Annotated in this window: 10 protein-coding genes; all 10 read right to left on the bottom strand. The window is 72.1% G+C overall.

Annotation, left to right across the window (positions count from 1 at the left end; translation table 11 throughout):
• Positions 1-19 precede the first annotated feature (19 nt).
• On the bottom strand, positions 20-1,750 hold the full coding sequence (locus Pen02_RS15700) for a DUF4331 domain-containing protein (protein WP_203866729.1): 1,731 nt from the start codon (positions 1,748-1,750) through the stop codon (positions 20-22).
• Between the two features lie 284 nt (positions 1,751-2,034).
• Complete coding sequence (locus tag Pen02_RS15695) at positions 2,035-3,246, bottom strand: serine hydrolase domain-containing protein (RefSeq protein WP_203866728.1); 1,212 nt, start codon at positions 3,244-3,246, stop codon at positions 2,035-2,037.
• 279 nt (positions 3,247-3,525) lie between these two features.
• Positions 3,526-5,889, bottom strand: a complete 2,364-nt coding sequence (locus Pen02_RS15690) for a WD40/YVTN/BNR-like repeat-containing protein (RefSeq protein ID WP_239140757.1) — start codon at positions 5,887-5,889, stop codon at positions 3,526-3,528.
• Between the two features lie 175 nt (positions 5,890-6,064).
• Positions 6,065-6,565 (bottom strand): hypothetical protein, encoded by a 501-nt coding sequence (locus Pen02_RS15685; RefSeq protein ID WP_203866726.1) that lies wholly within the window; start codon positions 6,563-6,565, stop codon positions 6,065-6,067.
• 18 nt (positions 6,566-6,583) lie between these two features.
• On the bottom strand, positions 6,584-7,462 hold the full coding sequence (locus Pen02_RS15680) for a carbohydrate ABC transporter permease (protein WP_203866725.1): 879 nt from the start codon (positions 7,460-7,462) through the stop codon (positions 6,584-6,586).
• Positions 7,459-8,532: an ABC transporter ATP-binding protein gene (locus Pen02_RS15675; protein ID WP_203866724.1), complete on the bottom strand. Its 1,074-nt coding sequence runs from the start codon at positions 8,530-8,532 to the stop codon at positions 7,459-7,461. The genes Pen02_RS15680 and Pen02_RS15675 overlap by 4 nt, the downstream gene beginning before the upstream one ends.
• A complete protein-coding gene (locus Pen02_RS15670; RefSeq protein WP_203866723.1) occupies positions 8,529-9,827 on the bottom strand; it encodes an ABC transporter substrate-binding protein in 1,299 nt (432 codons plus the stop codon). The genes Pen02_RS15675 and Pen02_RS15670 overlap by 4 nt, the downstream gene beginning before the upstream one ends.
• Positions 9,824-10,630 carry a carbohydrate ABC transporter permease gene (locus tag Pen02_RS15665; RefSeq protein WP_203866722.1) on the bottom strand — a complete coding sequence of 269 codons (807 nt, stop codon included), beginning with the start codon at positions 10,628-10,630 and terminating at the stop codon, positions 9,824-9,826. The genes Pen02_RS15670 and Pen02_RS15665 overlap by 4 nt, the downstream gene beginning before the upstream one ends.
• 215 nt (positions 10,631-10,845) lie before the next feature.
• Positions 10,846-11,955 carry a PASTA domain-containing protein gene (locus tag Pen02_RS15660; RefSeq protein WP_203866721.1) on the bottom strand — a complete coding sequence of 370 codons (1,110 nt, stop codon included), beginning with the start codon at positions 11,953-11,955 and terminating at the stop codon, positions 10,846-10,848.
• Positions 11,952-13,256 (bottom strand): hypothetical protein, encoded by a 1,305-nt coding sequence (locus Pen02_RS15655; protein WP_203866720.1) that lies wholly within the window; start codon positions 13,254-13,256, stop codon positions 11,952-11,954. The genes Pen02_RS15660 and Pen02_RS15655 overlap by 4 nt, the downstream gene beginning before the upstream one ends.
• Positions 13,257-13,375: the final 119 nt, after the last annotated feature.

Below are 13,375 nucleotides of genomic sequence, written 5' to 3'. Positions count from 1 at the left end.
GCCCCCGGGGCGGGGCGAACTACAGCGGTTGGGTGGGTTCGGAGCCGACCGGCGCGGGGCGGCGGCGCCAGCGCAGCCAGCCGACCAGCAGCAGCGTGCCGAGTGCGGCGGCCACTCCGGCCAGCCCCCAGGCGACGGTGGTCGCGACCGTCGTCGCGGCGGTGTCGCCGCTGTTCCGGCTGGCCAGCCCGGCCTGGCTGCCCGGGGTGCCCGACGGATCGGCGGACTGCGGCGACGCGGTGGCCCGGTCACCGTCGTCCGACGCCGCTCCGGTACCGGCCCCGGTGCCGCCACCCTTGTTGACCGCGCCGACGTTCGGCAGGGCCAGGTACGGGAAGGAGTCGCCGAACCCGTTGTCGTTCGCGTCCACCTTGTCTCCGGCGGCGAGCGCCTCGACCAGCTTGCCGCTCTGCGCCGCACCCTCGACGGCCTGGATCGCGATGTCCACCGCGTCGTCGGTGAGCCGCCGCCCGTTCGGGAAGCCCTGTAGGTCACCACCAAGTACGCCCAGCCGGTTCGGCGACTCGGCCACCGGCGTCGACAGGTTCAGCCGGAGCATCTCGGACGGCTGGAACCGGCCCGGCGACACGTCCTGGTTGTTGAGCTGCGAGTTGAGGTCGACCTTGATCGGGCCGTCCGGTGTCTTCGTGGTGATCCCGGTCAGGAAGATCTCCACGAGGTCCTGCCGGGGCGCCGGCGGCGCCGGTACGTTATAGATCTTCTCGATCAACTGTGGCAGTTCGGGGTTGGTCACCCGGGCCACCACCTCGGGAATGCTGGCGTCCTTGTCCGGCGACAGCGAGTTGAACGCGTCCTTCAGCTTCGCCGGCACCACCACCTCGTTGACCAGCGGGTTGCCCAGCCGGGAGACCTGCACCCGGTCACCGCTGCGCGGCACGTCGCCGACCTTGCCGGAGATCCGTACCCGGGGCCGGTCGGTGGTCGCCCAGACCCCGATCACCGGATTGCGCTTCGCGTCGCCGCGCAACGCCACGTCGGAGAACGGCACCTGGAGGGCGATGCTGTTGACGTTGTAGCCGGCCAACGTGTCCTGACCGGTCTCGCTCAGGTCCCCGCCATAGAGCAGGTCGAAGACCCGCAGGTCCAGGAAGAACGGGTCGTCGGCCTGGCCGGCGAAGACCTTCCAGCCGCCGGGCAGGGTGGTGGTGGCGTCCCGGCGGAGCTTGGCGTAGTCCGGCATCGAGGCGTTGCCGACCCGGGACGGTGCGACCATCCCGCCGGTCACCCGGGTCTTGAACGGTTCGCCGTCGAACGACGACTCCAGCTTGTAGGTCTGCCGGAACAGCAGGTTCTCGTCGTCCAGCGAGGTGACCGGGCCGTTGTTGTAGAGGAACGTCGAGCCGCCCCGCCGGTCGACGTTCTGGAACGTCCACCGGAACGTCGCGTCCGGCTTGGCGTCACCGTCGTTGTCGACCTTGATGTTGTACGCCGCGTCGGTCGCGAACGGGTAGAAGTTCGGTCCCCCGTTCGGCTCCTCGAACGGTACCCAGTTGGCGACGAACGTGAGATAGCCCGGGCGCTCGGGGCTGACGAAGGCGTACAGGTCGGTGTTGTCGATCGCCGGGTCCATGGCGACCAGGGGCGCCTCGCGGTGGCTGGACGCCCCTGCGGTGCTCGGCCCGAGGCCGGCCACTCCCCCGGCGAGCGCGACGCAGGTGGCGGCGGCCAGCGCCGTGGTCACCCGTCGCGCGGGCCTCGGCCGTGTGGCCGGGCCAGGTGTCGTGGTCATCTTCCCTCCCGATTCCGGTGCGGACGGTGGTGTCGTCTGCCGGGCATTCGGAAGGGAAGCGGTCGGTGATGGCCCGTTGTGAGATTGCCGTCAGCCACCCATCCGCACCGGGCGGCGGCTCCGAATGTCGATATCCGATGTCCGACGGTCATCCGGGCCGCCGTCCGGTGGACCGCCGTCCGGGCCGGTCCACCGCGACGGCCGACGGTGCCGGCGGCATGGATGCCGTTGGTCTTGCGCGGGTCGAGGTCGTCAGGACGCCGAGACGGGCGCCGGTGCCGGGGTTACCAGGTCGGCGCCGGGCCGGCGATGGGCGGGAGGCCGGGCGGCGGCGAGGCCCGGACGAGGCCCGCCGGGCTGTTCGGGCAGTGCGCGATCCGGAAGAACTCCTGCGTCGCGACGTCGATCGGGTGCGGCTCGGCGGCGAACACCTGGTAGTGGCTCAGGTTGCTGCTCAGCGACGCCTGCCGGCTGCCGTCCCGGGTGTGCAGGGAGATCGTGAGCTGCCCGATCACGCCGCCGTCGTGCCCCCAGACCTCGCCGCAGGGCGTGCCGAGTTGGAAGATGCCCAGACCGTAGCCGCCGAGTTCCGGCGCCTCGGTGTCGAACGGTACGGTGCGGAGCATCTCGGCGAGCGTCGCCGCCGAGAGCAGCCGGCCGCCGAGCAGCGCCCGGAAGAACCGGTTCAGGTCGTCCATCGTGGCGATCAGCTCACCGGCGGTCCAGGCCCAGGTCATCCCGTACTCGCCGAAGTTGCGCACGCCGAGCGGGGCGAAGTAGGCACCGGCGTGCGGCCCCCGGATCGTCGGGTCCCCGGCCGGGAAGTAGGTACCGGTCAGCCGCAGCGGCCGGATCACCCGCCGGGTCACCTCGTCGGTCGCGTCGTTGCCGGTCACCCGCTCGATGATCAGTCCGACCAGGATGTAGTTGGTGTTCGAGTAGGCGAAGCCCTCGCCCGGTTCCCCGGCGCGGGGCAGTCCGAGCCCGATCGAGGCCAGCTCGGTCGGCGGGTACGTCGTGTCCCCCACCCGATCGACGGCGGCGAGCGAGTCGAGCAGCACGTCGGTGTAGTTCCCGATCCCGCTGGTGTGGTTGAGCAGCATTCGTACCGTCGCCCGTTGCCCGAGTTCGCCGGGCAACAGCTCCGGCAGCCACCGTCCGACCTGGTCGTCGAGGCCGAGCGCGCCCTCGTCGACTAGCCGCAGCAGGGTGGTGGCGACGAACGTCTTGGTGATGCTGCCGACCCGTTGTCGTGACCACGGCCGGATCGGCGCGGCGTCCGCCAGGTCCGCGATGCCGGCGGCCCCGGCCCAGGGTTGGCGGTCGATCCGGGCGGCGGCCACCGCTCCGGGTACCCCGGCCGCCGGTAACGCGTCGAGCGCCATCCGCAACGCCGACCGGTCGATCTCGGGCGCCGCCTCGACCCGGTACACCCGCTCTGCCACGGCGGTCGGGGCGACGACGACTGCGGTGGTCAGTAGCAGGCCGGCCAGCATGATCCGATTTGTCTTTGAAAATCGCAGCATACTGTCCTACCGAGCGGCCGGATGACAGGTAACGCCATCACCGTCCTCCGCCGGACGAACATCCCGCGTTGCGGGACGACGTAGATCAGGCCCTGCCAGACAGCCTCGGGTCGGTCGGAGGCGATCTGCCGATCCGGTAGCCGGACACATCCCTGGTCGGATCGACGCCATCTGGATGCCTGGGCGGATGCGGGGGTGTGGACACCGTCCACACCCCCGCCGGGCAGTACCGCTAGGTCAGGCTTGCCGTCACCGAGCTCGGCAGGAGGCGAGCGCCCCGACCACGCCGACGCCCGGCTTGCGCAGCGGCAGCCTGGTCGACGCCGCCGGGCACCGGGGTACCGTGAGGTCGTAGACGCCCCGGCCGAAGGTCGCGGCGGTCAGTTGCCGGGTCGGCTCGTGGTAGCGCAGGTACATCACGGCCGCCTGCGGCAGGTTCGTGCCGAGTGCGGCCCACTCCCCGCCGTTCCAGGCCGAGAGGTAGACCCCGACGTCGGTGCCGACCACGAGCAGGCCGTCGGCGGTCGGGATGACCGAGTTGACCGGCGCGTCCGGCAGGCCCCGGCCGATGTCCGTCCAGGTACGGCCGCCGTCCTGGGTCACCATGACGTGCGGGCGGTCACTGCCGGACCGGAAGCCGGAGAAGGTGGCGTACGCGATGTTCTTGTCCGTCGGGTGCACCGCGACCCGGGTGACCCAGGTGCCGGGGAGTTCCGCCGGGTCGACCTGGTGCCAGTTCTGCCCGACGTCGTCGGTCCACCACAGCCGGCCGTCGTCGGTGCCGACGTAGAGCTTGCTGCCGTCGGTCGGCGCCGCCGCGATCGTGGTGATCGTGCCCCACGGGTACCCGTTCGGGTCGTTCGGGCCGCCGCCGGTCAGGTCCGGGCTGATCGCCGTCCAGGTACGGCCGTTGTCGGTGGACCGGTTGACGATGTTGCCGGCGTAGTACATGACGTTCGGATCGCTCGGGTCGAACTGGAGCGGCGTCTGCCAGTTGCGCCGCTGCGAGACGGTCTGGTTGGTGCCGATGGTCTGCCGTGGGGTGCCGCCGCTGTTCTCCGAGCGGTAGCAGGAGCCGTACTGGCTGCATCCGAAGACGATGTTCGACGCCTCGGGATGGATGACCACCTGGAGCCCGTCGCCGCAGCCGATCGCGTCCCACGGGCCGCCGACCCCGTTGTAGCCCCGGTTGCAGCCGTTGTCCTGCGCTCCGGCGACCTTCAGCGCCGGATCGGTCTCGGCGACGTCGACCGTGTAGAACTGCGTGTACGGCTCGTACGTCGCCTTGGTCCAGCCGCCCACGCCATTGACGTCGGAGCGGTACATCCCGCCGTCGTTGCCGAGGTAGGCCCGGTCCGGGACCTTCGGGTCCCAGCGCATCACGTGCTGGTCGGCGTGCACACCGCTGACCGAGGCGAAGGTCTGCGCACCGTCGGTCGAGCGGACCAGGTTCACCCCGGCCAGGAAGACGTGCTCGGCGTCCTCGGGGTCCACCCAGAGCTTGCCGAACCACCAACTGAAGGTGGACTGCGATGCCTGGTTGGCGGTGACCGGGGTCTGGGTCCAGGTGTCGCCGCCGTCGTCGGAGCGGTAGAACGCCCGGAACGGGCCGAGCGCGGTGCCGACGTACGCGTAGAGCCGCTCCGGATCGCTCGGCGCGAGTGCCAGGCCCCAGCGGCCCTGGTCGGCGTCGGTCGGCAGCCCGTTCGTCATCCGCTGCCAGGTCCGGCCGCCGTTGTCGGAGCGCCACAGGCTGGAGCCCGCCCCGCCGTACGTCCGCTGGTGCGGCTCGCGCAGGTGGTCCCAGAGGGCGGCGTAGACCCGGTTCGGGTTGGTCGGGTCGACGAGCACCTCGGTCGCCCCGGTGGTGCTGTTCGGCGGGGTGAGCACCCGGCGCCAACTGTCGCCGCCGTTCTCGGAAAGGTAGACGCCGCGCTCACCGCCCGGCTTGAACAGGTTGCCGGCGGCGGCGGCGAAGATCCGCCGCTCGTTGCGCGGGTCGATGGCGAACCGGGCGATGGCGTGGCTGTCCGTCAGCCCCACCCGCTGCCACGTCCTGCCCCGGTTGGTCGACCGGTAGATCCCGTCCCCGCCGAAGGTGATCGAGCCACCGCCGGGCTGCGCCTCGCCGGTGCCGGCGAAGAGCACCCCGCTGCGGGTCATCGCGACCGCGCCCATGCTCTGCACCCAGTTTCCCGGCCAGACGGACTCGTAGGTCATCCCGGCGTCGCTGGACTTCCAGATCCCGCCGGAGGCGGCGGCGACGAAGATCTGGTCGTCGACCTTCGGGTCGATCGCGATGTCGACGATCCGCCCGCCGATGTTGGTCGGGCCGAAGAAGTGCCACTTCTGCCGGGCCAGGTCCTGGTACGCGCCCCGGCTGCGTGCGGCGACCCCGTCCGCCTCGCCCCGGGCCTTGACGTACTTGGCGGCGGAGAGTTCCCGGCTGCCGTCGCTGAGCCGCTGCGAGGTCATCCACTCGGCGGGCAGCTCCATCGGGCCGGTCGGCATGGTGGTGGCCAGGGAGCGCTGGTCGGCGGGCTGCCGAGCCAGGGAGGTCGACGACGAGGAGGCGAGGGCACCGGCGGCGAGCAGTACCAGGGTCGCTGTCACTGCGATGCTGCGGCGGGGCGGGCGGGGGGTGGCCTTCATACGGTCTCTCTCCTGTCCACGCTGGAGTGCGATCCGAAATCCGGTCGACGTGCGGCCAGGCTAGATTGATCACCGATCAAGGTCAATGCAGCGCTGTCCCATTTCGACCTCCGGGTCAACCCCCGTGCCGGGGGCGCTATCCGCCGCCACCGCTGCGGAATCCCGGCAGGCCCGCGTCGTCGGAGTCCGGACCGATCACGGCGGTCAGCGCGGTACCGTCGGCGCAGAGCGCGGTGGCCCGCAGGTACATCCGCCGGTCCTGGGCCCGGAGCAACACCTCGGACTCGAAGACCTCGTCCTCGACACTGAGCAGTTCGATGTCGGTCCGCTCCTGGTAGTGCGCCCGTACGTCCAGCGGGGTCCGCCGGATCGTCGCCTCCACGGTGGTCAGTGCGCCCTGGGTGGCCGTACCCGTCACCCGGGCGCCCGGCGGCAGCACCAGACCAGTGACCTCGGCGGTCACCTCCGTGCCCTCGCCCATCGGCACCCGGTCACAGCTCGGCAGGTTCGCCAGCAGCGCCTGGTTCCGGTCCGGCGTCGCCGGCTCGCCCGCACCGCCACCGCCACCGCAGCCGACGAGCCCCGTCCCGACGAGCCCGAGTACGGCGACGGTGAGCGCGAGCACCCGGGATCTCATCGGTGCAGGATGCCACGGTCAGCGCAGCACCCGCCAGCGTCGTACCGCGAGCAACTGCACGGTGATGACGGCCGCGCTGATCACCATCAGGACGATCGTCAACAGTGCGCCGTAGGCGAATCCGGAGAACTCGAAGGCGTGGTCGAAGATGTAGACCGGCAGGTACTGGGTGGCGTTCGCCGGCCGCCCGTCGGTGAGGACGTACGCCGGCACGAAGTTGACCTGGAGGGTGAGGATCGTGTCCCGGACCGCCAGCAGCACCAGCACCGGGGCGAGCAGCGGCAGCGTGAGCCGGCGCAGTTGCCCGAACGGGCCGCAGCCCTCCAGCGCCGCCGCCTCGTAGAGCCGCCCGTCGAGCAGGCGCCGGGCGGCGAGGACGACGAGGAAGCCCTCTCCGATCGGGAAGAGCAGCATCAGCACCACCCCAACCCGGGCGGTGGTCGGCTCGGCCAGCCAGGTGTAGCCGGGGTGCCCGACCAGCCCGAGGAGCTGGTTGAGCGGCCCGTAGAGCGGGTTGAGCACCCAGAGGAAGAGCACCGCCAACGCCACGTCGGGGATCACCGTCGGCAGGTAGACGGCGACCCGGAACCACCGGCCGCCGGGCCGGGGCGCGGCGAGCAGCAGGCCGAGCCCGACCGCCGCGAGCAGTCGCAGCGGCACCGAGACCGCGACGTGGAACAGCGACGCCTCCAGGCTGTCCAGGAAGAAGTCGTCGGCGAGCAGCCGGCGCAGGTTGGCCAGCCCGGTGAACCGGGGGTCGCGGGTCAGTCCGGTGTGGTCGGTGACGGCGTACCCGACGTTGAGCAGCGCCGGCAGCGCGATCAGCAGCAGCACGGCGACGCCGTACGGGGCGAGGAACATCCACGGGGTGAGCGGACGTCGGAACCGACCGCTCATCGACGTCGGCCGGTCTCGGCGACACTTCCTCGGCGCTGGCCGGTCTCGGCGACGCTCGCTCGGCGCTGGCCGGTCTCGGTGTCGAAGCGGTGCATCCGCTGCGGGTCGGGGCGCAGCCGCAGCCCGGCACCGGCCCGCAGCCCGTGCCGGGGGCCGGTGCGGACCGCCAGCCGGGTGCCGTCCGGGCAGCGGGTGAGCAGGATCGCCTCGCTGCCCAGCGCCTCCACCGCCTCGACCGTCGCCTCGATCGGTCCGTCGGGGTCGAGGGCGAGGTCCTCCGGGCGTACCCCGACGGTCAGCCCGGGGGCCTCGCCGAAGATCCCGCCGCCGGCCACCAGGTTCATCGGCGGGCTGCCGAGGAACCCGGCCACCACCAGGTCGGCCGGCTCGTCGTAGACCTGCTGCGGCGGGCCGACCTGGTGGAGCCGGCCGGCGTGCAGCACCGCCAGCCGGTCACCGAGGGTCATCGCCTCGGCCTGGTCGTGCGTGACGTGCACCATCGTGGTGCCGAGATCGCGGTGCACGGCGAGCAGGTCGGCCCGGGTGGCGAACCGGAGCTGGGCGTCCAGGCTGGCCAGCGGCTCGTCCAGCAGATAGACGGTCGGCTCCCGGACCAGGGCGCGGGCCAGCGCCACCCGCTGGCGCTGCCCGCCGGACATCTGGTCGGGATACCGGTCCAGCAGGTCGGCGATGCCGAGCCGCTCGGCGGCGGCCCGGGCCCGCCGGTCCGCCTCGGCCCTCGGCACCCGGCGGACCCGCAACCCAAAGAGCAGATTCCCGCGTACGGTCAGGTGCGGATAGAGCGCGTAGTCCTGGAAGACCATCGCCACCGCCCGCCGGTGCGGGGGCACCTGGGCGACGTCGGTGCCGTCGACGAGGATCCGACCGGAGTCCGGCCGGTCCAGTCCGGCGACCAGTCGCAGGATCGTCGACTTGCCCGAGCCGGAGGGCCCGACCAGGGTCAGCAGCTCGCCGGCCCGTACCTCCAGGTCGACGTCGTGCAGCGCGGTGACCGACCCGTACGCCTTGGTCAGCCCCTCCAGCCGGATCGCGCCCCGGTCGGCACTCACCGGGGCGGGTCCCGGAACAGCGGCCGGATCTTCTCCTCCAGTTGGCGCAGCCCTTCCTCGCGACCGACCCGGCCGTAGAACGCCTCTTCCAGCAGGGCGTCGGTCTCGCGTTCCACCCGCGACCAGCTCGCGGTGCGCGGGGTGGCCCGCAGGTGCGGCTCGGCGTCGAGATAGACCTGCGACGAGCGCGGCGGCAGACTCGGCTTCAGGAACTCGTCGGAGCGGGCGACGTCGAGCCGGGACGGCACCGTACGCCCCGACGCGGCCAGGATCCGCTGCCCCTCGGCACCCATCGCGAACTCGATGAACCGCCAGGCACTGCGGTGGTCGGGCCGCCCGGCGCTCATGCAGTACGCGTCGCTGTGCAGGATCGACGCCGGTACCCCGCCCGGTGCGACCGGCAGCGCCGCCACGTCCCACTCGAAGTCCTTGATCGTCCGCAGGGTCGGCACCGCGACCCGGCTGTTCAGGTACATGCCGAGGGTGCCGCGCAGGAACCGGGCCTCGCTCGACTCGCTCTGCTCCTCGGCGTCCGGCGGCACCACGTGGTGCACCAGTTGCAGGTCGAGGAACCAGTCGACGGCCTTCCGGGTGGCCGGCGAGCCGGTCAGGGTGAGCGTGCTGGGCCGGTTGGGGTCGTCGACCAGGTCACCGCCGTTGGACCAGACGAACGGCGCCAGCCGGGGCACGCTCGGCTCGACGCCCACGCCGTACCGGCCGTCCCGGGTGAGCGCCTTCGCGCTGGCCAGGAAGTCGTCCCAGGTCCAGCCGGCCGTCGGCGGTGTCAGACCGGACGCGCGGAACAGGTCGGCGTTGTAGTAGACGACCAGCGACGACAGGTTCTGCGGCAGGCAGGTCAGGGTGCTGCCGTCGAACCGGAAGGCGTCCAGCGCCCGCCTGCTGAAGTCGCCCTCGTCCAGCGCCCCGCTTTCGTCCAGATAGGACTGAGCGGGCTCGATCGCACCCTGCGCGGCGAACTGGCCGTACCGGCGGTAGTTCAGCAGGAAGACGTCGGGTGGGGCGCCGCCGGCGAACGCCGTGGTCAGCCGGGCCATCAGCTCGTCCTGGGTGGCCACCGGGGAGAGCGTGACGTCCACGTCCGGGCTGGCCTTCTCGAACGCCTCGACCATCGTCCGGTAGCCGGCGATCTCCTCGGCGTCGCCGAAGAGCACAACAGTGATCCCCACGCTCTCCTCGGGGTCGTCCGCGCCGCAGCCGGCGAGCAGGCCGGCGACGAGCAGGCCGGCGGTCCAACGCCGCCAGGATCGGGTCGAGCGCTGCCAGGATCGGGTCATCTGCGTCCTCCAGATCTCAGTGCCGCCAACGGATCATCGTTCAGCAGGATCCGCTGGGCCAGCAGGAAGACCAGCACGCACGGCAGGGTCGCGACGACACAGCCGGCCATCAGCAGCGGCCAGTCGGTCGGGTTCAGCAGGCGCAGGAACTGCAACCCGAGCGCGTACGTGTAGCGGTCACCGCTGTGCAGGTAGAGCAGCGGGTCGATGAAGTTGGCCCAGTGGTAGGTGAAGGCGAGTACCGCCACCGCCAGCGTGGTCGGGCGTACCTGGGGCAGCGCCACCCGACGCCACACCGACAGCCACCGGGCGCCCTCCAGCCGGGCTGCTTCCAACTGGCTCTCCGGTACGCCACCGAAGCTCCACGCGTAGAGCAGCACCAGGAACGGGCTCACCGCGAGCAGGGCCGGCGCCAGCAGCGGCAGGTAGGTGTCGACCACCCCGAGCAGCCGGAACAGCTCGAACCGGGTCGCCCAGACGGCGGTGACCGGGACGAGCAGCACCACCAGCAGACCGAGTACCACCCGGCGTCGGGCGACCGGGCCGAGCAGCCGGATCCCGAACCCGGTCAGCGAGGCGGCCAGCACCGTCACCGGTACGGCGAGCGCCACCACCAGCGCCGAGTTCGCCAGATAGCGGAACAGCGGGATCAGCTCGGGCAGCCGGGCGTACGCGGCCAGCGTCGGCTCGGGCGGCAGGACCTCCAGGGTACGCGGCGGCGGAAGGCCGGCGGGGCGGAGCGAGCCCACCACCATGAACCACAGTGGAGCGGCGAAGAGTGCCGCGACCAGGGCCGGCACCACGAACCGGCCGACGATCCGGGTCGTCCGGCGACGTCCGTCCCGCCGCGCGGGGTGAAGGGGACGGCCGGAGGTCGGGCGGCGTCGCGGACCCGACGCCGTTCCGGGGGAAGTGCCCGGTCGGGGGGAAGTTTCCGGCACGCCGCGAACCGTCATACCGACCCGCGACCCGCCTCTCACCACGCTTCGATGACCGATCCCGCCGCTCGGCGCCCATCCTACGCTGATGATCGATATCGCCGTCCAGCCTCGATTCCACCGACCCGGCGGCCAGCCCAGGCTCCGTTGACCCGGCGGCCAGCCTCGGTTCCGTCGACCTGGCGGCCGGCCCCGGCTCGACCGGGCGACGTGGACGGTGGTGACTCCGGTGCCGGCGTGGACCGCGAGGGGGCCGGTGGCACGGGCGGTCGCCGCGCCAGGCAGACGACGTACTCGACCGTGGCGCCCTGGTGGATCCGGGTTCCCGCCACCGGGGTCTGCGCGACCACCCGACCCGGTCGGCAGTCTGCGGTCCACCGCTCCGGCCGGGGCTCGGCGTGCAGCCCGGCGTCGTGCAGTTCGCGTACGGCGTCGCCCTCCGGCAACTCCACGAGCTGCGGGACCCGTACCTCGGTCGGCCGGGTGGTCAGCCAGAGGCCCGTCCCGGCGAGCCCGAGCAACAGGGCACAGAGTCCGAGCAGCAGGGCCGGCGGGCGCCAGCGGTCGTTCCGGTACCGGCCGGGCGACGGCAGGGCGTCGGCCCGCCAGGCCGGTACCTGCCCGGGTGGTACGACCGGCTGACCCGGTGGCGTGGCGCGGGGCTGCCCGGGTAGGGCGGCGCGAACCTGCCCGTGCCCAGCGGGACCGGCCGGTCGCCCGACGATCTCCGACCGCAGCGGATACGGCTCCGACACCCCCGGCCGGTACGCCGCCTCGTCGGCGTGGAACCGGCGGAACGCGTCCAGCGCCATTTGGCGGGCGTACCGCAGATCGTCCTCGTCGACCCGGGTCACCCGACCGCCCCGGCACACGAAGCCGTACGCCAGGACCAGCGGTCGGCCGGCCCGGTCGAGCAGCGGCACGGGTCGGCCGGCTCCGGTGGTACCGGCATCGGCGGCGCTGGGTCGGAGCGTCCGGTAGACGACGCAGAGTTCGCCGCCCGGGCGTGGGTCGAGGACCGTGACCACCGGTGGCGCGTCCTCGGGCACCTCGCCGGTCACCACGGCGAGCAGCGCGGCAGAGTCGTCCGCGTCGGCCACCGGACGCGGGGTGAGCAGCATCCGGTAGCCGGCGTCGCGACCCCGGCCGACCAGGAACGGCCAGCCGGACCGGGTCGGCGCGGCGCTCACCGGACACCCCAGGTGGTGAGGTCGGAGGCCGGTAGCTGCCGACGGAGCACCACCATGTTCTCCCGGAACTCCTCCAGCACGGCCTGCCGGGCGAGCCGGATCTGGTCCGCCGAGCGGTGCGCGTCGTCGATCGCCTGTGCCACCTCCCGGGCCTTCGCCTCGAACGGCTCGCCGATCCAGTCGAGGAAGGTGCCGACGATCTGTTCGCTGAAGACGTTCCGTCCGACGGCCAGGTCGGCGGCGAGGCGTACCGCCTGGCCGGTCGGGCGGGCGAGGAACCGGCCGACCGCCGACATGGTCTCGGTGAGGGAGAGCCGGGAGAGTGCCCGGGACTCCTCGGCGATCTTCCGCTCGACGGCCGCGTCGAGCTTCGCGCTCACCTGGGCGAACAGGTCGGGCAGCACGGCGCAGAGCGGCAGTTCGACGTTGACCGGCCGGAGCCGGCCGTGCGGCAGCTTGACCATGTGCCCGTCCTCGGTCATCGTCGCGAACTGCCGCCCGATCGCGCTGACCGGGATGAGCCGGACGATCTTGTGGGTCCGCCGTCGCTGTTCGACCAGGTTGCGGATCGGCGGGTACGACAGCAGTTCCTTGCGGGCGAGTTCGAGCCGGTCGTTCTCCTCGTCCTCGTCGGCGCCGACGGTGTCGAACAGGTCCCACTTGGTCAGGACGAAGTGCACCGGACACTCGGCCCGACGCATCAGGACGATCATCGGGACGATGGTGTTCTCCAGGTAGAGCTGGCCGTCCCGCCCGCCGCGCAGCGCGTCCACCATGCGTCGGCCGTCGATGATGCCGAAGATCGCGTGTGCGGCATCCAGCCGCTGCTCCAGGTCCTGCTGGCTGACCTGCCGCCCGTGCACCGGTACGCTCGCCGCCCGTCCGCCGCCGACCAACTCCCCCGCGTAGTCGAGGTAGTTGAACCGGAGTACGGCATGGTCCCGGCCGCCGGCCGTGCCGACGCAGTCGAAGCTGAACGACCTTGTCTGTCCGATCATCGTGCCGGGTGGCCAGGCGTCCCCCGGGTCGCGCAGGGTGGCGTACAGGTCGGTCAGGTCGGCGGCCTGTTCGAGCCCGGTGACGAGGCGGAAGCCGCCCTCGCGCAGTTCGGTGCTGAGCCGGTGGAACATGCTGGCCAGCAGGACGGTCTTACCGGTCTCCTGTGCGCCGAGGGCGATGATGTTGAAGGTCGGCAGTTCTGCGGTCACGTCGATGGTGGACGGACGGCCGGCGCCGGCCGGGGCGGGCCGCGCCCTGCGGTGGCGCAGCAGGCGGACGACCAGCACGACACCGGTCGTCACGACGGCAAGCAGCAGCAATATCCCGATGGGCTGCATGGGTCACCGATTCCGGACGGGGTACAGCCGGGTCGGGTCGGCCACGGCTCACCAGAACAGAGGCCACCGCCCCCGCCGTAGAT

The organism is Plantactinospora endophytica (assembly GCF_016862915.1).
GTDB classification, from domain to species: domain Bacteria; phylum Actinomycetota; class Actinomycetes; order Mycobacteriales; family Micromonosporaceae; genus Plantactinospora; species Plantactinospora endophytica.
Note: the sequence above shows the minus strand (reverse complement) of the source record. Positions and strands in the feature narration are given on the sequence as shown.

Bases quoted from the DNA above. Each gene is read 5' to 3' on its own strand.
- Pen02_RS15700 (WP_203866729.1), bottom strand. From the start codon at position 1,750: ATGACCACGACACCTGGCCCGGCCACACGGCCGAGGCCCGCGCGACGG.
- Pen02_RS15695 (WP_203866728.1), bottom strand. From the start codon at position 3,246: ATGCTGGCCGGCCTGCTACTGACCACCGCAGTCGTCGTCGCCCCGACC.
- Pen02_RS15685 (WP_203866726.1), bottom strand. From the start codon at position 6,565: ATGAGATCCCGGGTGCTCGCGCTCACCGTCGCCGTACTCGGGCTCGTC.
- Pen02_RS15680 (WP_203866725.1), bottom strand. From the start codon at position 7,462: ATGAGCGGTCGGTTCCGACGTCCGCTCACCCCGTGGATGTTCCTCGCC.
- Pen02_RS15670 (WP_203866723.1), bottom strand. From the start codon at position 9,827: ATGACCCGATCCTGGCAGCGCTCGACCCGATCCTGGCGGCGTTGGACC.